Here is a 20,312-nt window from a genome sequence, read left to right as displayed (position 1 = left end):
GAATTTCCTTTATGTCGTTCAAGCCGTTCGGGCTCTCGCCCTCCATGCTCCATAACCTCAGCCAGCTGGGATTCAGCCAGCCCACCGATATCCAGGCCGCAGCCTTGCCTCCCTGCCTTGCCGGGCAGGACGTCATTGCCATGGCGCGGACCGGCAGCGGCAAGACAGCGGCTTTCGGTATTGGCCTGATTGAGGCTCTGAAGCCGCGACTGTTTGCCGTTCAGGCGGTGGTGCTGTGTCCCACCCGGGAGCTGGCCGACCAGGTGACCAAGTCCCTGCGGGAGCTGGCGCGTGCCCGTGACAACATCAAAGTGCTGACGCTGTGTGGCGGTGTTCCCATCGGACCACAGATTGGCTCCCTGAGTCATGGAGCCCACATCGTGGTGGGCACGCCGGGGCGGGTGCAGGACCATCTGCGCAAAGGCACGCTGACCCTGGAAAAGATAACCACGGTGGTCCTGGATGAGGCGGACCGCATGCTGGACATGGGCTTTCAGGAGGCGGTCGAGGATATCCTCAGCCACACGCCGGACGGCCGGCAGACCCTGATGTTTTCCGCCACCTGGCCCCAGCCGATCCGGGAGCTCAGCGGCCGGTACCAGAAAGATCCGGTGGATGTCCGGGTGGCTGCGGGTGATGATCGTCCGGATATTGAGGAGCTGTTCTACGAGATTCCGGCCAGCGATACCGACCGGGGCATCATGGCCGCTCTGTCCCGGTGGCAGCCGGCGTCCTGCATCGTGTTCTGCAGTACCAAACAGCAGTGTGATGACACCGTGGAAACCCTGCGCGCCCATGGTTTTTCCGCATTGGCCCTGCATGGTGATCTGGAACAACGTGAGCGGGACAGCGTGCTGGTACGGTTTGGTAACCAGAGTTGTGCAGTGCTGGTGGCGACAGACGTGGCCGCCCGCGGGCTGGACATCAAAGCGCTGCCGCTGGTGATCAACGCCGAGCCGGCCCGCGACCCGGAAGTCCATACCCACCGGGTGGGGCGAACCGGCCGGGCAGGAGAGCCGGGCCGGGCGATTACCTTCTGCACGCCGGCGAAGGGGCACAAGATCACTCAACTGGAAAAAGCCCGGGGTGAAACGGTCACCTGGGGTGACAGTGATGAACTGATGGCCACGCCGGAGCAGCCGGTAGTACCCGCCATGCAGACGCTGTGCATTGCCGGCGGGCGCAAGGACAAGGTGCGCCCCGGTGATATTCTGGGCGCCCTGACCGGAGACGCGGGCCTGCCGGGCGATGCCGTTGGCAAGATCGACCGGTTTGAGTTCCAGAGCTTTGTTGCGGTGGAACGGTCCCAGGCCGGTAAAGCGCTCAAGCGTCTGGAAAAAGGAAAAATCAAAGGGCGGCGGATACCGGTCCGGTTTGCCTGAAACCCGCACGGCAGGCTGCCAGGCGGGCGCTCTGACGGCTGTGTTCAGCCTCGGAAAACCCGTATGGAAAACTGCCTTTTGGTTGCCGGGGCATGACTAAAACGGTAAATTATGCGGGATTTTGCCACCCGGTTTGCCTGCGTATGCCATAGGACTTTGGTCTTACGCAGTAAATTGGGTAAATAACATCCAACAATACAGGTAGCTGTTCGCTATGACAGATCTGATGTCACAAGCCGTCGACCTGATGATTGCGGGCATGGGGTTCGTGTTTGCGTTCCTCGTTGTTCTGGTCTTCGCAACGGGCCTGATGTCCAAGATTATTCTGCGGTTTGCCCCGCCAGAGCCGGCGACCCCGGCCTCAAGGCCACGTGCCAAGCCCAAGGCGCCGACGTCGGTTAACCCCGATACCGCCGAGGCCATAAAGAAGGCGATTGCACAATATCGGGCACGCCACAAGAAGTGACCCGAAACAAGAGAATAGAACCTTTTAACAGAAGGCTGACACGATGACTGACACCAAGAAACCGCTGGGGATTACGGACGTAATTCTGCGTGACGCCCACCAATCCCTGCTTGCCACCCGGATGCGGCTTGATGACATGCTGCCCATCGCCGAGAAGCTCGACAAGGTCGGCTTCTGGTCGCTTGAATCCTGGGGCGGTGCCACGTTTGATTCCTGCATCCGCTACCTGGGCGAAGACCCCTGGGAGCGTATCCGCGAACTCAAGAAAGCCATGCCCAACACGCCCCAGCAGATGCTGCTGCGTGGCCAGAACCTGCTGGGCTATCGCCATTACGCGGATGACGTGGTTGAGCGGTTTGTTGATCGTGCCGCTGAAAACGGCGTGGATGTGTTCCGTATTTTCGACGCGATGAACGATCCCCGTAACCTGGACACCGCCATCAAGGCCGTGCGCAAGACCGGCAAACACGCCCAGGGCACCATTTCCTACACCACCAGCCCGGTGCACACCATCGACATGTGGGTGGACCTGGCCAAGGAAATCGAGTCCATGGGTGCTGAGTCCATCGCCATCAAGGACATGGCCGGTCTGCTTAAACCGTATGTGGCCTACGAACTGGTCACCCGGCTGAAAAAAGAACTGAGTGTGCCCGTGCACATGCAGTGCCACGCGACCACCGGCATGTCCACCGCAACAGCACTGAAAGCGGCGGAAGCGGGCATCGACAACGTCGATACCGCCATTTCCTCCATGAGCATGACCTACGGCCACTCACCGACAGAATCTGTTGTGGCCATTCTGGAAGGCACTGACCGGGACACCGGTCTGGACTTGCACCTGCTTGAGGAAATCGCTGCCTACTTCCGCGAAGTGCGCAAGAAGTACGCGAAATTTGAAGGCAGTCTGCGGGGCGTGGATTCACGCATCCTGCTGGCTCAGGTGCCGGGTGGCATGCTGACCAACATGGAAAGCCAGCTCAAAGAGCAGAACGCCGCCGACAAATTTGACGACGTGCTGGCTGAAATTCCGAAAGTCCGCGAAGACCTGGGCTACATCCCGCTGGTCACGCCGACCTCCCAGATCGTAGGTACCCAGGCGGTACTGAACGTTCTGACCGGCGAGCGTTACAAGTCCATCTCCAAGGAAACCTCTGCCATCCTGAAAGGCGAATACGGCTCCGCGCCGGCGCCGTTCAACAAGGAACTGCAGGAGCGGGTACTGGATGGTGCCGAGCCGATCACCTGTCGTCCGGCGGACCTGCTTGAGCCGGAAATGGACAAGCTGACCGACGAACTGCAGAAGCTGGCCGACGAAAAAGGCTTCAAACTCGCCGAGAACTCCGTGGACGACGTGCTGACCTACGCGCTGTTCCCGCAGATCGGCCTGAAGTACCTGGAAAACCGGGACAACCCGGATGCCTTCGAGCCGGTACCGAGCGCCGACGACGTCGCTCCGGCGAAGAAAGCCGGTGGTCCGGAAACCTACACCGTCGAAGTGAACGGCCAGAAGTATGTGGTGGCTGTTTCCGAGGGAGGGGAGATTTCCCAGATCCAGGGTGAAGGTAGCGCGGATGCTTCCGCTGCACCGGCTGCGGCACCCGCTGCCGGCGAAGGTGAACCTCTGGTGGCGCCGCTGGGCGGCAACATCTTCAAGGTCCTGGTTTCCCCGGGTGACGCCGTGGAAGAGGGCGATGTTCTGATCATCCTCGAAGCCATGAAGATGGAAACCGAGGTTCGTGCACCCAAAGCCGGTACCATCGGCGAAGTCTTCATCAAGGTTGGTGACGCCGTCTCTCCCGACGATGAAATGCTGACAATCGCATAAGGGCCAGCATTCCATGGATAAATTAATGACGCTCTGGACAGGCAGTGGCCTGTTCAACATAGAAATCGGCCAGGTGATCATGATCGCCATTGGCCTTCTGCTGCTGTTCCTTGCGATTCGCAAGGGCTTTGAGCCACTGCTGCTGGTCCCGATCGGGTTCGGCGGTATCCTGGCGAATATCCCGGAGGCAGGGCTGGCCCTGTCTGCGGCGGAAAATGCCATCCATATGGCCAAACCGGAAGTGCTGGCCGCTCTGGCCGGCACCCTCGACGTGGGCTACCAGGCAACCCAGGCGGTGACGCCGGAGGTGATGGACACCTTCAAGCACGCCTACAAGGAAGCCAGCTCGGCCCAGGTGGCCATGGCCAACGGCCTGGCGTCGGACTATGGCTACGGCCACGGCATGCTTTACAACTTCTACCAGGTGGTTATCGGCAGTACCGTCGGCCCGCTGCTGATCTTCATGGGTGTGGGCGCGATGACCGACTTCGGTCCGCTGCTGGCCAACCCGAAGACGCTGCTGCTCGGTGCGGCCGCCCAGTTCGGCATCTTTGGCACCGTGCTTGGCGCGGCCCTGCTGGACTGGACCGGGGTACTGGACTTCAACATCATGGAAGCGGCTGCCATCGGCATCATCGGTGGTGCTGACGGCCCAACCTCCATCTACGTGTCCAGTGTTCTGGCGCCGCACCTGTTGGGTGCCATTGCGGTATCGGCCTACGCCTACATGGCCATGGTGCCGATGATCCAGCCGCCGATCATGAAAGCGCTGACCTCCGAGAAAGAGCGCCAGATCAAGATGAACCAGCTGCGCCCGGTGAGCAAGCGCGAGAAAATCGCCTTCCCGCTGGTGGTGCTGATCGCCGTGGTTCTGTTCCTGCCGGATGCGGCACCGCTGCTGGGCATGTTCTGCTTCGGTAACCTGATGCGTGAGTGTGGCGTGGTCGAGCGTCTGAGCGATACTGCCCAGAACGCCCTGATCAACATTGTCACCATCTTCCTGGGGCTGTCGGTGGGTTCCAAGCTGATGGCGGACAAGTTCCTGGATGCCCAGACCCTGGGTATCCTGGCGCTGGGTATCGTCGCGTTCGGTATCGGTACCGCCTGTGGCCTGCTGATGGCGAAGTTGATGAACAGGTTCACCAAGGAGCAGATCAACCCGCTGATTGGCTCTGCCGGTGTCTCTGCGGTGCCGATGGCGGCGCGGGTCTCCAACAAGGTGGGCCTGGAAGCCAACCCGCAGAACTTCCTGCTGATGCACGCCATGGGCCCGAACGTGGCCGGCGTTATCGGTTCTGCCGTGGCGGCCGGTGTGATGATCAAGCTTCTGGGCTGATCCGCACACTGCCGGAAAAACCCCGTCGGCTTCGGCCGGGCGGGGTTTTTTATTGTCTGGGCTCCGGGCCCCGGCAGTCGCTGGGGGTGATGCCGAATTCCCGACGGAAGGCGGTGGCGAAATTGGGGGCGCTGGTGTAGCCGGCCAGATCGGCGGCGGTTTCGACGCTGACCCGGTCACGCATCAGGGCCTCCCGGGCAACCCCCAGATAATGGCGGCGCAGATAATGCCCCAGGGCCTCGCCGTACTGTGCCCGGAAACGACGCTGCAGGTTGCTCAGGCTCATGCCCAGATGGCTGGCCAGATCGGCCTGGGTGGCATGCCGGGCGCGGCCACTGTCAATCAGGTTCATCAGCCGGACCAGCCTGCGATCGTGCAGGTTGCCGGCATCCGGCAGAGGCTCAAAGGCGGGCTGGGACCGGCTATGGACATGACTCAGGGCTTCACTGGCCAGGGAAAGAGCAAACCCGTTCAACTGCATCTGGTACAGCGGATTGCTGTACTCGGGAGGTTGATTGAACAGCTTCCAGGCGTTGAATAGCAACTGAGTGGACGGTGTCCAGTGGCATAAATGCGGCTTGGTACCATCGGTGGGCTCCAGTAAACGGCCGAGGCCGTGACGGACCAGCCACTGGGGCGTCAGTGACAGGGTCAGGGTTCGTTCGAAGCTTTCCGGCCGGCCCTGGCGCTCGAAGTGGTCAGCTCTGGGCATCACAACCACCAGCCCGGTACTGCCCGCGGACGGGCCGAGCTCGGTTTCCTGCTGGCCATAGCGCACCCGCGCTGCGCCATCCACCACCAGGGCAATCTTGACCCCGGCGGGCAGTTCCGCACGGCTGGTCAGTCCGAAGTGGTCCTGCACATCCGCCAGGCGAAGGCGCATGCCGGGTTCCAGTTCCGTCACCTTCATGTAGCCGGTCAGCAGGGGCGTTGCCTGTTGCGCCGGTGGTATCTCCAGTTGCTGATGATTCACCAGCGGTGCGGATAGTTTGCGCAGTTCACTGGCATCAATCCCGTGTGTGGATACCGATACTGTCACTGACCCCTCCTGGTGTGGGTTCCGGGCAAAGCGTGTTGGTTTGCATCTGGTGCTTTGGCAAAGCGATTCGCCGTATTCGCAAAGGCAGGGAAGACGGCGGGCTGGCATAATCTGCCGCCACAGTCGATATTGTAACGCATTATCATTCGCAATAAATGTCGGCGTCTGATGTATTGAACAAGGGAGCGCAAGATGGCGAATTCACGCAACGTATTCACTCAGACCCAGGGCAGACGGTTTTCCCGGGTGGCTGCAGGCAGTGCGCTGCTCATGCTGGGCCTCGGTCAGAATGCCCTGGCACAGTCCGATGAACCGGTCACCCGGCTGGATGCCATTACCGTGGAAGGTAACCGCTTTTACGAGATGGATGCCTCGGAAGCGACGGGTGGTTATGGCATCGAGTCGGCTACGGTAGGTACCAAAACCCCGGCGACCCTGCGTGACATTCCCCAGTCGGTCAGTGTGGTTACCCGCGAGGCAATTGAAGACCAGAACCTGAACACCCTGGACGAACTCGGCCGGAAAACACCGGGTATGCGGGTGCTGAGCAACGATAACGGGCGCTCGTCTATTTACGCCCGGGGTTACGAATACGACGAATACAACATCGATGGCCTGCCGGCGCCTATGGCGAGCATCAATGGCTCGGTACCATCGCTGTCAGCCATTGACCGGGTGGAGATCATGCGTGGCCCCTCCGGGCTGTTCAACAGCACCAGCGAGATGGGCGGTATCGTGAACCTGGTACGCAAGCGCCCGACCGATGAGTTTCAGGCGCACATCCAGGGCACGGCTGGTACCGAAGACCAGTACGGCGCCCAGATGGATGTGGCCGGCCCGCTCAATGAGAGCGGCAGTGTACGTGGCCGGGTGGTCGCGGACCGCACCGACCACGCCAGCTACGTGGATTACAACGACAACAAACAGAGCGATCTCTACGCAGCCGTGGATATTGATCTGACCGACAACACCACGCTGGGCCTGGGTGTGCTGCGCAACACCAAGGACATCGTGGTGGATAACGGCCGGCCCCTGGACAGCAATGGCGACCTGTTTTACAGCTCCCAGTCTGATTTCTACGGCGCCAAGTGGAATAACTTTGAAAGCGAGACCAACGACTGGTTTGCCGAGCTGACTCACAGCTTCGCTGGTGGCGGTTTCGGCCGCGTGGCGGCCCGTTATTCCGACCGCCATGCGAACTACAACTACGCCTTCGGTGGCAGCGCCCTGGATGCCAATCAGACACTGGGTGTCGCCGGTATCGGTGCTGAAGTGGACCAGGAAGCGCTGGCTGTGGACGCCAGTTACAGCAAGCCGTTTGAGGCATTTGGCAACGTCAGCGAATTCGTGGTGGGCACCGACTTCAAGAAGTACGACACCGACAATGCCTCCACCCGTACCCGCGGGCTGGCCAGTGGCGTTACCCGTAAAGAGCTGAACAACCTGGCGTATGTGGACATTCTGCAGGCAGGCCGGGACGGCACCGGCGGGTTCCGTTTCAGTGACTCCACCTCCCGGCTGCGGGAAACCGGGCTGTACGCCAAACTGACCCTGCGCCCGGTTGAAAGCCTGGCACTGATTGCCGGCGGCCGGGTCAGCCGTTACAAGGTGGAAGAAATTGATAACACCTCCGGCGACGGCCAGGATCGCAGCGATTCCGAAGTCACGCCCTATGCCGGCCTGGTGTTCGACCTGGATCGCCAGCACTCGCTGTACGCCAGCTATTCGCAGGTGTTCAAGCCGCAGACCAGCGTGGATGTTGATGGCGACCTGCTGGACCCGCGTGAAGGCGACCAGTATGAAGTGGGTGTGAAAGGCAGCTACTTCGGCGGCGACCTGAACGCCCGTGTGAGCGCTTTCCGCCTGTACGACGAAAATCGGGCGGCGCCGGTAACCGGCGAGAGCTACTCGGAAGCGGTGGGTGAAATGCGCATCGAGGGTGGCGAAGTGGAAATCAGCGGCAGCCTGACCGAGCAATGGGACCTGATCGCCGGCTACACCTACATGGATACTGACGTTCAGGAAGCGTCCAGTGCCCGTAATGACGGCGTGTTCCTGCTGATGCCCCAGAACCAGGTGAAACTGTGGACCCAGTACGGCTTCAACGGTGGCCAGCTCCATGGCCTGCGTATCGGCGGTGGTGTAACGGCCATGAGCCACTTTGAAGCCAGTGCCGGTATCGATGCCCCGGGATACGCCGTTGTGGATGCCATGATCGGTTACGACTTCAGCGAGAACCTGAGCGCCCAGTTGAACCTGAACAACCTGCTCGACCGAGAGTACTACAACCGGGTAGGTGGTGAGGGCACCTTCAACATGATGGGCGCCCCGGCCAATGCAGTTGCCACCGTGCGCTATGACTTCTAAACGCGCCTTTCAGACCCCGGCCTGGATGGCCGGGGTTCTGTGCCTGCTCATTATGTTTCCCGCCTTTTCTTTCAGCGCCACAGCCGGCGAGGTTGCCCTGCCGGGTACCCGGAGCTACGACCTGGCGTCGCCGGAGACGGGCCGCGATTACCGGATCGAGGTTGCCGAACCGGAAGGCCCGCCACCGGCACAGGGGTATCCGGTGCTTTACCTGCTGGACGGCAATGCCTATCTGCCATTGCTCCAGGTGGCCCGTGACACCCTGATGCGTTCCGGCCCCCGCGAAGGTAGCCCACTGCTGATTGTGGCCATCGGCTACCCCGACGCCGACCGCTTTGATTTCCAGCGCCGTGCGGCGGACTACACGCCACCGGACGCCGCACACAACCAGCCGGAACAGGGGCACGGCGGAGCGGATCGCTTTCTGGCTTTCATCAACCAGACCCTCAAGCCCGACATCGCCAGCCGGTACCCGATTGATCGAAGCCGGGAGGCGCTTCTGGGGCACTCCCTGGGCGGCTTGTTTACCCTGCATGTTCTGCTGACCGAGCCGGACAGCTTCGAGCGCTACATCGCCATCAGCCCATCGCTGTGGTGGTATGGCGACGACCCGTTGCAGCGGGTGTCAGCGTTACCGGAGCCAACCACCCGCGATGGCCGGGCGCCGAGCCTGTTGCTGGCTGTGGGTGGCCAGGAACAGACGCCCGATGCCGCCGAGCAGGGCACCCCCAAAGCGGACAAGATTCGCGCCCGGGCCATGGTGGATAACGTGGAGGAACTGTCTGGCTGGTTGCGTAGGCAACGCCCCCAATGGTCGATGGAAACGGCAATTTTTCCGGGGGAAGGGCACGGCAGTGTGATGTGGCCGGCTGCCCGCCGGGCCATGACGTTTATTCATCGGTAAGTGAAGGAATGCCCCGGGAGCAGGAGTTCTCGGGGCATTTTGGTTGAGGGGATTAAGCGAACTGCTTCTTGGGCTGAGTGCGGATGTGAGTGGTGTAAAGCACCAGACCCACCAGGGTCAGACCGCCAACCAGATTACCAAGGACCGTCGGAATCTCGTTCCACATGATGTACTGGTAGAGGGTGAAGTCCGCGCCCATCATCAGGCCAATCGGGAACAGGAACATGTTCACCACCGAGTGCTCAAAGCCGAGATAGAAGAACACGATGATCGGCATCCACATGGCCATGATCTTGCCTGACACACTGGTGGAGATCGTCGCACCGACCACGCCCATGGAAACCATCCAGTTACAGAACATGCCGCGCAGGAACAGCACGATCCAACCCGCCAGTCCCGCTTCCTGATAACCGACCGTACGGCTTTCGCCGACCGCCATGATCTTTTGCCCCACGTCATTGATGGCTTCGGACCCCGCCATGCTGAAGTTGAGATAGCCAAAGACGGCGATGAACAGGGCGCCCCCCAGGTTGCCAAGCGCGACCAGACCCCAGGTCTTGAGCATGCGGCCGAAAGTGACGCCAGGGCGTTTATCCAGCAAAGCCATTGGTACAAGAGTGAACACACCAGTGAGCAGGTCATAGCCCATCAGGTAGAGCATTGAAAAGCCGACCGGGAAAAGCAGCGCACCGAGCAGGAATGAGCCGGTCTGAACGGCGATGGTGATAGCGAAGATGACCGCGAGTGCCAGCGTGGCACCCGCCATGAAGGCGCGAATCAGGGTGTCGCGCGTACCCATGTATACTTTGGCTTCCCCGGCGTCCACCAGTTTGGTAACGAACTCTTTGGGTGCAATGTAAGACATGATATTTACCTCTTACCAGCGCTTGTAGGGAAGGAATTTGCCATCCATCGTGATCACGACACGGTCACCCTTCGGGTCTTCCACGCGATCCACGAACATCTTGTAGTCGATGGCACTCATGATGCCGTCGCCAAACTTTTCATGGATGACGTCCTTGACGCTCTGGCCGTAGATCATCATTGCTTCGTACAGACGGTAGATGAGCGGATCGGTTGGTACAGCAGGCCCCCATTGTTTGTGGGGACTGGTCTGCAACAGCTTTTCTACATCGTCACTCAGGTCGAGCAGGCGACAGAGGGTGCCTGCCTGTTCCTCGAGCATGGTGTTCATGCCATAGCAGCAGGAGGCGGTCCAGACGGGGGACATCCCGATTTCCTCTGCCAGTGTCTCCCAGGAATAGCCTTTGTCATTTTTGGCGTTCAGGATGGCGGCGGTCATGGTTTCGTGATTCATCATTGCCTCATTCCTCAGTCAGTCGGGTGAGTCATCCGTGTGCGTTATCGGTTCAGTTATCTGTTTTGGTGCGCCGCACCGATTGACGTTGGTATCCGTTGTGCGGCGACCTGTCCTGGTTACAGCAGGGGGCGTGCCAGATTGGGCATGTTTTTTAAATCCTTTATGTTCAATGATTTAAAGGTGGATGGCCTAAGAAGGATGATTGCGATATTTCGTAAAAAACGAGTTCTCGTGAATGCGAGGCACGAGTTCTCGTAAACTGGCATGAAGGTTGAAACCCGGGAAGGCTGTAGCCGGACAAGAGGAGACTGCTTTGACTGCCCTGGGATTTCCTTCAACAAACCGGGACTGGATTGAAACGTTGCCCGATCCCGCCCTGGTGGCGGATCCGAAGAGCGACTTGATCGAGACTGCCAACCAGCGCCTGCTGAAATTGCTGAGCGAGGCCGGGGATGATGCTACCGGCGCGTGCCTTTCAAGCCTGTTCAAGGGACAAATGCCACAACTGGTCAGCATCACTGACGAGGCGCTGGAACGGGGTACGGCCTGGAGCCGTGATTTGAGTCTGGTGACCGGCGATGAGCGGTCCATCGCCGTGGAACTGTCGCTGTCCGTGTTCATGGTTGCCGGTGAGCCCCGCCTGTTGATGCTGCTAAGGGATCTGGATGAGCTGAAAGCGCGGCGTGAACGGTATGAAATCAATACCTATCACCGGGACGGGCTGCTGCACTGGAAACGAATCGAAACCCTGTTCCAGGAGATCGAGCGAAAGAACCATCTGATTCTGGAAGCCGTTGGCGAAGGCATCTATGGCGTGGACGCTGAAGGTCGTGCCACTTTCCTGAATTCCGCCGCCGAGCGAATGCTGGGATGGAAGCGGGACGACCTCCTGGGGCTGAGCATGCACAAGGCGGTTCACCATAGCCACCGCGATGGCAGCCCTCACCACCGGGAATGCTGCCCGATCTACCGAGCCTTCCACGATGGCGCTATCCATCGCGTCAGTGATGATTACTTCTGGCGCCGCGATGGCACCTGCTTTCCGGTGGAGTACACGAGCACCCCGATTCTCGATAATGGCCAGTTGATCGGTGCGGTGGTGGTGTTCAGGGACATGACAGAACGTCGCCGTGCCGAAGACGAGTTGAAGCAGGCCATCGAAGAAGTCGAAAGCCTCAAACATCGCCTCGAAATGGAAAATGCCTACCTGCAGGAGGAAATCAGCGCCGGGCACAACTCGCACGAAATCGTTGGCTGCAGTTCGGCGATTTCGGCCATGACCGAGCGGATCGAGTTGGTGGCGCCGACCGATGCCAACGTACTGATCAGCGGCGAGTCGGGCACCGGCAAGGAGCTGGTTGCACGGGCCATTCATAATGCCAGTGGTCGGTCCGGCCGCCCCATGATCCGAGTGAACTGTGCTGCCATTCCTGCTGATCTGTTTGAAAGCGAGTTTTTCGGCCACATCAAAGGCGCGTTTACGGGCGCCGTCAGTGATCGGGTGGGCCGATTCGAACTGGCTGACGGCGGTACGCTGTTTCTGGACGAAGTCGGTGAAATTCCGCTCTCCCTTCAAAGCAAACTGCTGAGGGTTCTGCAGGAGCAGACGTTTGAGCGCCTTGGTGAAACCACGACGCGAAATGTGGATGTGCGGCTTATTGCGGCCACAAACCGCGACCTGCAGTCGGAAGTCAGCGCTGGTCGGTTCCGGGAGGACCTCTATTTCCGCCTGAATGTCTTTCCCATCGAATCCGCACCGCTGCGTAAACGGCCCGAAGACATTCCGCCTCTCGCCCAGCTTTTTCTGCGTAATGCCTGTCGAAAATTCAACCGCGAGCCCCTGGAGCTGAGCCGTGCCAACGTAGAGGCACTCAAACAGTACAGCTGGCCGGGCAATGTTCGGGAGCTGGAAAACGTGATCGAGAGGCAGGTGATTGTGACTCGTGGCCACAAGCTCAGTTTCGACCTGCCCAGAGACAACGCTCCCGAGGGCGTCACCATGGCCGCGGGAGACACCCCCTACCGCCCGGTGAATCGCCCCCTCACGGAGGACGAACGCCAAAGCAGTGAACGGCAGAACATGGTCAATGCGCTCTTGAGAACCAATGGCAAGATTTCGGGGGCTGGCGGGGCTGCCGAGCTACTCGGCATCAAACCGACCACATTGGCCTCCAGGCTGAAACGCCATGGCATTTGGGCCAGAGACTATCGTGATCAGTGCGATTGGGTTGGTTCAAGCGCTGCCAATCAGCAGCAGGGCAGACAAGCCCGAGAGCTGACAGCCAGTCAGTGAAAATCCCGGGAACTGACGGGCAGGGTGTGGATCAGGTGGCTGAGATCCGACAGCTTGCCCGCCATCACATGGACAATATCGCCTTCCCGTTCCAGTACGCCTTTGACGTGTAACAGCCGGGCGGTCAGCAGGGGTTTGCGCTGGCGCCGGGCGGTTTCCAGCCAGACCACCACATTCACGTTGCCGGTTTCGTCCTCCAGGGTCACAAAGGTGACCCCGGCGGCGGACCCGGGTCGCTGGCGGCCGGTCACCAGCCCGGCCACCTGAACCGGCAGGCCAGGTTTCAGGTTTTTGAGCTGTTCGGCGCTGTGACAGTGCTTCAGATGGCCCTGTTCCCGCAGCAGCGCCAGAGGGTGACGCCGAAGGCTCAGCCCCTGGCTACTGTAATCGGCCAGTATGTTCTGCCCTTCGGTGGGCTCGGGCAGGAAAGGCGCGGGTTCGGACTGGTAGTCGCCGGCGCTGTCTCCTGCGAACAGGGCCGCGGGTTCTTCGTGTTCCAGTAACTGCCAGTAGGCCTGGTGGCGGTTATCGGTGAATGCCGGCATGGCATTGGCCCCGGCCAGTAACTCCATATCCCTTTGATCCAGCAGAGCCAGGCGGCGCAATTCGGCAGCCGACCGGTAGCCACCGGCCGGCCGGTTCCGCTCAATGCCCTGCGCGCCCGGTGACGACAGACCCTGAATCAGCCGCAAACCCAGGCGCAGGCGGTTGTCGGCGCCTTCCAGGCTGTGCTCCCACTGGCTGTGGTTGACGTCTGGCGGCAGCACGATGACCTGATGGCGCCGGGCGTCCTGCACCAGTTGGGAGGGGGAATAGAAGCCCATGGGCTGGCTGTTGAGCAGGGCACAGTAGAAGGCTGCCGGATAATGGCGTTTGAGCCAGGCGGAGACATACACCAGCAGGGCAAAGCTGGCAGCGTGGGATTCCGGAAAACCGTAGCCACCGAAACCGCAGATCTGCTTGTACAGCCGTTCGGCAAAGTCTTCGCTGTGCCCGCGCTCTCTCATGCCCCGGATCAGCTTGTCCCGGAATGGGGAAAGATCGCCGTGGGATTTCCAGGCTGCCATGGCCCGGCGTAACTGGTCGGCCTCGCCAGCGCTGAAACCGGCGGCCACCATCGCCAGTTTGATGGCCTGTTCCTGGAAAATGGGCACACCGAGTGTGCGTTCCAGCACCTGTCGGATGGCATCGTTGGGGTAGTCCACAGGCTCCAGACCGTGCTTGCGCTGCAGGTAGGGATGCACCATGTCGCCCTGGATGGGGCCGGGCCGTACGATGGCCACTTCAATCACCAGGTCGTAATACGTCTCCGGTTTCAGCCGGGGCAGCATGTTGATCTGGGCACGGGATTCCACCTGAAACACGCCAATGCTATCGCCCTGTTGCAGCATGGCGTAGGTGGCGGGATCTTCCTGGGGAATATCCTGAATCTCGAAGGGCTCGCCCTTCAGTTCATTGACCAGTGCCAGCGCCTTGCGAATGGCGGTGAGCATGCCCAGCGCCAACACATCCACTTTCATAAGCCCCAGGCTTTCCAGGTCGTCCTTGTCCCACTGGATCACGGTGCGCCCTTCCATGGCGGCGTTTTCCACGGGCACCAGTTTCGCCAGTGGTCCGGCGCTGATGACAAAGCCGCCCACATGCTGGGAAAGATGGCGGGGAAAGCCCAAGAGGGTGTTCACCAGGGTGAAGAACTGGTCAGCCACTTTCGGGTTGCGGGTCAGGCCCTTGTCCAGAATCTGCTGGCGCCAGTTGGTGGCCCGGTCGCGCCAGTCGATGCCATCCAGCAGTTGTTCCACCAGGGCGGCATCAAAGCCCAGAGCCTTGCCCACATCGCGGATGGCGCTGCGGGGCCGGTAGCGGATCACCGTGGCGGCCAGGGCCGCGCGCTCCCGGCCGTAACGCTGGTAGATGTACTGGATGACTTCCTCGCGGCGCTGGTGTTCAAAGTCCACGTCGATGTCTGGCGGCTCGCCCCGGTCTTTGGAAATGAAACGCTCGAACAGCAGCTCCACGTTCGCCGGGTTCACCTCGGTAATGCCCAGGCAGTAACACACCGCCGAGTTGGCCGCCGAACCCCGGCCCTGGCACAGGATGCCCCGGCTGCGGGCAAAGGCGACGATGTCCTGGATGGTGAGGAAATAGTGCTCGTAGCGCATCTCGGAGATCAGCGCCAGCTCCTTGCGGATCAGTGCCTGAACCTTCATGGGTGTGCCGTCCGGGTAACGGCGGCGTTCGCCCTCGCGGGTCAGACGCTGCAGGAAGGCGGCCGGAGTTTCATGTTCTGGCACCAGATCGGGCGGGTATTCGTAGCGCAGGCTACCGGGCTCGAAGGTGCAGTCATCGGCAATGCTGAGGGTTTCCTTTAGCCAGGGCTCGGGGAACAGACGCTGTAACACCGGCATAGGCCGCAGGTAACGCTCGCCATTCTGGAACAGGTAGTGACCGGCAGTTTCCAGCGTACGGTGATGGCGCAGGGCGGTGAGCACATCCTGCAGTGGCTGGCGTTCCCGGCTGTGCATATGGACCTGCCCGTTGGCGACGACAGCACAACGCAGATGGTCGGCCAGCCAGCGAACCCGTGCCAGTTGCTGGTCTTCACCAGCCTCCAGCGTCCGGCTGGCGGTTATGCGCAGGCGGTGCTCAAACAGGCGCAGCAGCCATTCCCCGCAGGCCAGAGCCTGGTCTGCGTCAGCATCGAGGGGCGCCGGTGGTTGCCACAGGCACAGGCAGTCGCCCAGATCGTGGGTTTCCAGATCCTGAACGAACAGGCGGTACTGGCCCTTCTCGGCCCGCCGACGGCCGGTGGTGATCAACTGGCATAACTGGCCATAGCCCTTCCGGGTACGGGCCAGCAACACAAATTCCGGGGGCACGGCACCTGCCGGGGCATCGGCCAGGGCAAACCAGCTACCGGTGATCAGTTTGACCGGGCTGTCTTTCAGGGCTGCCCAGGCGCGCGGAATGCCCGCTACCGAACAGGCATCGGTAATGGCCAGCGCCCGGTAACCCAGTTCGGCCGCGCGCTCGGCCAGTTCCTGGGGGTGGGAAGCGCCGGTCAGGAAGGTGAAATTGCTGAAGCAGCAGAGTTCCGCGTAAGTCATGGATTAGCCAAACCAGCCATGGATAAACCAGGCATCCCGGATATCCCGGTAGACCCAGGCCACCTGCCCGCCTGGTAGCTGGGCAATGTAGTAATCCCGGTGTACCCGCTGGCCGTCCCACCAGCCGGCACTGATGCGTTCAGGCCCGGAGAACCAGGCAACCGGTTGTTGTTCCAGTGGGCAGGGGCCGGGCAACAGCCACAGGGGGCGCCGTGGCAGTGCCTGCCAGTTGCCGGCTGCTGAATGCGTGCGTTGCCGGACATCACTCGCGCACCAGGCAAATTCCGGCCGGTGGTCCGCCTGGGGTGACAGGCGGGTGAGGGCTTGTTCCCCAAGGCGCGCCTGCAGGCGGCTGATCAGAGTGTGCCAGGCTTCGTTCAGATCCTGGGATTCCCCCAGCAGGTCCTGTCCGCCGGGCGTTTCTCGGCCGGTAAACCGCCGCACGGCCAGCACCAGACTGGTGACCGGTGCGCGCAGTGGTTGCTGGTCCAGCTTCAGGCGGATCAGTTTTAAAAAGGTCTCCGCCCGGTGCTCCGGGCCGGTGGTGCGCAGGCGCAGGCGCGTGGGCTCCAGGTGCCGGTGCTTCAGTATCAGCAGAAGGGTGTCGGTGTCCTGCTGGCGCCAGCAGAGATCCTCTTCCAGCTCCGCCAGAATGCGTTGCAGGGCAAACAGCAGTCCCTGGGTGTGCTCCACCTCCTGAATGAAGTCCGCCTGCTGGCGAAACCGGTGGGGCGGTTGCCAGGGAGCGCGGGGATCCGGCCGGGTGCCCTGGATTTTCTGTGCATGCACCAGCAGCTCCGGCGACAACCGGCGAGCCAGTTCCTTTTGGGGCAGGGCAAACACTTCCCCCAGAGTGTTCAGGCCGAGACGGTTCAACCGCGTGCAGGCCGACGGCTCAAACTCTGCCGCCTGCAAGGGCAGTTGATTCAGGGCATGGCTGATGTGGCCCTTGTCAGCCGTGCATTCCCCTTTACCGGCCCGGGCCAGAAGACGGGCCGCCAGGGGCGTGTGGCCCAGGGCAGGCCAGGCGGTCAACTGGTGCTCGGCCAGCGCCTGCTCCACCGTTTGCCAGATGGCCGCCAGGCCGCCGTAAAGCCTCTGCAGACTGCTGACTTCCGCCCAGAGGCCGTCTGGCGATGCCAGGGTAATATGGGCCACATACCGGTACAGCCAGCGGGCCTGATCTTCCAGCAATCGGGTTTCCTGGGCCTGGTCTGCCTGCAACAGGCTCAGTTCCGGTGCCAGTCCCAGCGCGGTTTTCAGGCGAATACCGGGCTGAATGCCCAGATCCCGCGCCTGAGCGCAGGCCTGCAGGATGACCTGCCCGGAACCATCGGCAATCACCAGAGGCTTGTCGGTGGGCTGGTTGCGGCGGACGTGGTCCAGCATCAGGTGAGGGAAGTGCAGATAAAGCCAGAGCATGACGACTACCGTGACGTGCCGGGCCAGGGGCCAGAAACCACCCGCGGCGATTCCTGGACGCCGATGTCAGCCCGGTGGGCCATGGCCAGGGTGCAGCGCTGGCCGGGCCAACTGCCACGGCGCTTGAGGATATTGATCCTCAGTCCCTGTTGATCTGCCGGCATCAGCTCCAGGCGCAGAGCGGCCGGTGAGTTCTGTTCGGCGTGGTGTCTCTCACGGAACAGCACACAGACGTTATGCCCGGCTTCCGATGCCAGTTGCAGGCGCCGTACATCACGGCTGGCCAGTTTGCCTGGCCAGGCCAGAACCAGCCCGGTGACCGGTGAGCGCAGGCAGTTTTCCAGGGTCCACAGAAAGTCAGCAGCATCGCTGGTATGGATGACCACCACGTTGTCCAGCTCGACACCTTCCCGCGCCAGTGCCGGCGCGTAGGGGGTACTGGGCGGGTTCAGCCAGAAGACCGTCCGGCCGGAACCGGCCATGCGTTTCATCAGGGGCAGCACCAGTTGCAACTCTCCGATGCCGCAGACATCCAGCAGGCATTCGCTCAGTGCGCCCCTGGGCCAGCCAAGGCCGCCCAACTGGTTATCCAGCGCCTGGTAGCCTGTGGCTTCTGCCGGCTGAGTGATGGTGGTGTGTTGCCGGTGGCCCTGCCAGACGCGGGCATCCTGCAACAGGGTGGTCAGCAACTCGCTCATGAAAACCTCCGATACTGTTTAAATATACAGTATTCTGTGAGGGCCTGGATTGCAAGAACGGGTTGATAAAACCGCCGGTCGGTCCCACCTTGGTAAGTACACGGAACAATGGGAGGTAAAACATGAGTGATCTCAGCCAACAGGCCTGCTCGGCCTGCAGTGCAGACGCCCCCACAGTCACCGAATCTGAAAAGCAGGAGCTGCATCAGTCCGTGCCGGACTGGGACCTTGTCACTCTGGATGGCGAAGAACAGTTACAGCGTGTGTTCAAGTTCAAGAACTTTGCACAGGCTCAGGCATTCACCAACAAAGTGGCCGACCTGGCAGAAGCCGAGGGGCATCACCCCGCCATCCTGCTGGAATATGGTAAAACCACCGTACGCTGGTGGACCCATAAAATCGGAGGCCTTCACAAAAACGATTTCGTGATGGCCGCCCGTACAGACATTGCCTATCAGGAGATGCAGTAAGGCCCGGGCGGGCCTTACTGCCCCGCACCCCCGCAACAGGACACCCCATGGTAGAAAACCAGACCGATAACCCGCTGACGGTCAAACTGGGCAAGGAAGAACTGGTCATCCGCCGGCGCTATGAACTTGTCAGTATCGTGAATGACTTCTTCATCGCCGTCTGGTTTCTGATTGGCAGTATCCTGTTCCTCTTCCCCGAATACGAAACCGCCGCCGTCTGGCTGTTTATCATCGGCAGTTTCCAGTTCCTGATCCGACCCACCATCCGGCTGGTCAGCCATATCCACATACAGCGCATTCCGTCGAGTAACTGGGAATCCTAGAAGCCATCGTCTACGGGGCTACGGACGCCAAAGCCGCCTTTGCGAACCACGTGAGTATAGATCTCCGTGGTGCGTACGTCGGAGTGGCCGAGTAGTTTCTGGATGGTTCTGATGTCGTAGCCTGCTTCAAGCAGTCTAGTGGCAAAGCTGTGCCGGAATGTATGGCTACCTGCAGGTTTATGGATACTTGCCTTTTGTCTTTTAATGCCTGAGCGCGGATCAACAGACAAGTCGGAAGCAGGGAATACATATTGCCAGTCTGGCTCCTGGCAGGCACTGGGGTATTTCCGTGCTAGCCCTGCAGGCATATAGACTGAACCAAAGCCGTGAGCCAAATCGGCCTTGTGCAGGTGAAGGGCGGAATCGATTTGTTGCCACAATGGCTCCACCAGACGATCAGGCAATAAGGTGACTCGGTCTTTACCGCCTTTGCCATCCCGGACGATGATCTGTTGCATGCCAAAGTCCACATCCTTCACGCGTAGCCGGAGGGCTTCATTAATTCGTAAGCCCGAGCCGTACATCAGCATGGCAATCAGTTTGTGCTCGTCCTCCAGGTTGGTAATCACGCTGGCGGCTTCCTCCGGGCTGAATACCACCGGCAGCTTTTTGGGTTTCCTAGCCTTTTCATAATGGAGATCCTCAAGGGGAGTAGCTAGAAATTCACGGTATAGAAAGATCAGAGCGTTGAGTGCCACCCGTTGGGTGCCAACGCTGACATTGGCTTGTAGAACCAGATCAGACAGAAAAGCTTCTACTTCCGAAGTGCCCATGGTTTCCGGATGCCGACGCCCGTGAAAACGGATGAACCGCTTAATCCAGAAGATATAAGTCTTTTCAGTTTTGTAGGCCAGCCCGCGCAGACGAATGAAATTGCGAAGGCGATCCAGGAAACGGTTAGACTGCGAAGGAATGGGGGTACGGATATCCATATCCGGAGCCTCTGTTTTTGCTGTACTAATATACAGTATCTGGCTTGGTGGGATTGTCAAGTTTGGTGTTCCTGCCGGAGTTATACGAATGCATTCGTAAAACTCCCGGGAAATCGCGCTAACCTTCTGATAGTGTTAGAAAGGGAAAGGAATCGGGCGGAATTATACGCCCCAGAACGTTAGCAGGGGGGGCTCAACAAAGGGCGTATAACTCCTGCGGTAGCCGTGGAGTGGGGGAGTTAGGTATCTGTTTTCTGGAGAGAACTCTTCTCTTGCCCCTTCGTGGAATTATGGATTTATACGAATGCGTGATATACGAACGGGTTCGTATAACAAGCTGTTGAACTAAACCGCTTCGCGGTAGCGGTGAGACTGAGAATTTCCGCAGAGTGAGGGTAGTTGGCGGATACTTTTGAATGGCCCAGGTGGG

General features: G+C 60.4%; 16 protein-coding genes. 9 read left to right on the top strand and 7 right to left on the bottom strand.

Features of this window, described 5'->3' with window-relative positions; all coding sequences use genetic code 11:
* Positions 1-11: 11 nt before the first annotated feature.
* The 4 genes from dbpA to HNR38_RS16300 all read left to right on the top strand — a co-directional run bounded on the left by dbpA (position 12) and on the right by HNR38_RS16300 (position 5,009).
* Positions 12-1,382: an ATP-dependent RNA helicase DbpA gene (gene dbpA, locus HNR38_RS16315; RefSeq protein WP_183706308.1), complete on the top strand. Its 1,371-nt coding sequence runs from the start codon at positions 12-14 to the stop codon at positions 1,380-1,382.
* Between the two features lie 214 nt (positions 1,383-1,596).
* Positions 1,597-1,848: an OadG family protein gene (locus HNR38_RS16310; RefSeq protein ID WP_183706306.1), complete on the top strand. Its 252-nt coding sequence runs from the start codon at positions 1,597-1,599 to the stop codon at positions 1,846-1,848.
* 43 nt (positions 1,849-1,891) lie between these two features.
* Entirely contained in the window at positions 1,892-3,673 is a 1,782-nt protein-coding gene (gene oadA, locus HNR38_RS16305) for a sodium-extruding oxaloacetate decarboxylase subunit alpha (protein WP_183706304.1), read from the top strand.
* A gap of 13 nt (positions 3,674-3,686) precedes the next feature.
* Complete coding sequence (locus tag HNR38_RS16300) at positions 3,687-5,009, top strand: sodium ion-translocating decarboxylase subunit beta (RefSeq protein WP_246362769.1); 1,323 nt, start codon at positions 3,687-3,689, stop codon at positions 5,007-5,009.
* Positions 5,010-5,058: 49 nt separating this feature from the next.
* On the opposite strand, the gene HNR38_RS17590 is transcribed toward HNR38_RS16300, so the two are convergent.
* Positions 5,059-6,048, bottom strand: a complete 990-nt coding sequence (locus HNR38_RS17590) for a helix-turn-helix domain-containing protein (RefSeq protein ID WP_183706299.1) — start codon at positions 6,046-6,048, stop codon at positions 5,059-5,061.
* A 192-nt stretch (positions 6,049-6,240) separates the two neighbouring features.
* On the opposite strand from HNR38_RS17590, the gene HNR38_RS16290 reads away from it, so the two are divergent.
* Both HNR38_RS16290 and HNR38_RS16285 read left to right on the top strand, forming a co-directional pair.
* Entirely contained in the window at positions 6,241-8,415 is a 2,175-nt protein-coding gene (locus HNR38_RS16290) for a TonB-dependent siderophore receptor (protein ID WP_183706297.1), read from the top strand.
* Positions 8,405-9,319, top strand: coding sequence for an alpha/beta hydrolase (locus HNR38_RS16285; RefSeq protein ID WP_183706295.1), 915 nt, complete (start codon positions 8,405-8,407; stop codon positions 9,317-9,319). Before HNR38_RS16290 ends, HNR38_RS16285 begins: the two co-directional genes overlap by 11 nt.
* Before the next feature lie 52 nt (positions 9,320-9,371).
* Here HNR38_RS16285 and HNR38_RS16280 read toward each other — a convergent pair whose 3' ends face one another.
* Together HNR38_RS16280 and cynS are read right to left on the bottom strand one after the other, a co-directional pair.
* A complete protein-coding gene (locus tag HNR38_RS16280) occupies positions 9,372-10,184 on the bottom strand; it encodes a formate/nitrite transporter family protein (RefSeq protein ID WP_183706293.1) in 813 nt (270 codons plus the stop codon).
* Between the two features lie 12 nt (positions 10,185-10,196).
* A complete protein-coding gene (gene cynS, locus HNR38_RS16275) occupies positions 10,197-10,637 on the bottom strand; it encodes a cyanase (protein WP_379919296.1) in 441 nt (146 codons plus the stop codon).
* A gap of 325 nt (positions 10,638-10,962) precedes the next feature.
* Between cynS and HNR38_RS16270 the strand changes: the two genes are divergently transcribed.
* Positions 10,963-12,933, top strand: a complete 1,971-nt coding sequence (locus tag HNR38_RS16270; RefSeq protein WP_379919294.1) for a sigma 54-interacting transcriptional regulator — start codon at positions 10,963-10,965, stop codon at positions 12,931-12,933.
* Here the strand turns inward: HNR38_RS16270 and HNR38_RS16265 are convergent.
* Genes HNR38_RS16265 through imuA form a run of 3 tightly spaced genes read right to left on the bottom strand, consistent with a single transcriptional unit; the run spans position 12,927 to position 18,157 of the window.
* Positions 12,927-16,037, bottom strand: coding sequence for an error-prone DNA polymerase (locus HNR38_RS16265; RefSeq protein ID WP_183706287.1), 3,111 nt, complete (start codon positions 16,035-16,037; stop codon positions 12,927-12,929). The two genes, HNR38_RS16270 and HNR38_RS16265, sit on opposite strands and share 7 nt — an antisense overlap.
* Before the next feature lie 3 nt (positions 16,038-16,040).
* Positions 16,041-17,459 carry a Y-family DNA polymerase gene (locus HNR38_RS16260; protein WP_183706285.1) on the bottom strand — a complete coding sequence of 473 codons (1,419 nt, stop codon included), beginning with the start codon at positions 17,457-17,459 and terminating at the stop codon, positions 16,041-16,043.
* Between the two features lie 5 nt (positions 17,460-17,464).
* Complete coding sequence (gene imuA / locus HNR38_RS16255) at positions 17,465-18,157, bottom strand: translesion DNA synthesis-associated protein ImuA (protein WP_183706283.1); 693 nt, start codon at positions 18,155-18,157, stop codon at positions 17,465-17,467.
* Between the two features lie 122 nt (positions 18,158-18,279).
* Between imuA and HNR38_RS16250 the strand changes: the two genes are divergently transcribed.
* Both HNR38_RS16250 and HNR38_RS16245 read left to right on the top strand, forming a co-directional pair.
* On the top strand, positions 18,280-18,627 hold the full coding sequence (locus HNR38_RS16250; RefSeq protein ID WP_183706281.1) for a 4a-hydroxytetrahydrobiopterin dehydratase: 348 nt from the start codon (positions 18,280-18,282) through the stop codon (positions 18,625-18,627).
* 47 nt (positions 18,628-18,674) lie between these two features.
* Positions 18,675-18,950, top strand: a complete 276-nt coding sequence (locus tag HNR38_RS16245; protein WP_183706279.1) for a YrhK family protein — start codon at positions 18,675-18,677, stop codon at positions 18,948-18,950.
* Here HNR38_RS16245 and HNR38_RS16240 read toward each other — a convergent pair.
* Positions 18,947-19,882 carry an integron integrase gene (locus tag HNR38_RS16240; protein ID WP_183706277.1) on the bottom strand — a complete coding sequence of 312 codons (936 nt, stop codon included), beginning with the start codon at positions 19,880-19,882 and terminating at the stop codon, positions 18,947-18,949. The genes HNR38_RS16245 and HNR38_RS16240 overlap by 4 nt on opposite strands.
* Positions 19,883-20,312: the final 430 nt, after the last annotated feature.

Source organism: Marinobacter oulmenensis, assembly GCF_014201735.1.
Classification (GTDB): domain Bacteria; phylum Pseudomonadota; class Gammaproteobacteria; order Pseudomonadales; family Oleiphilaceae; genus Marinobacter; species Marinobacter oulmenensis.
The sequence above is the reverse complement of the archived record's forward strand: the minus strand, read 5'-3'. Positions and strand labels throughout refer to the sequence as shown.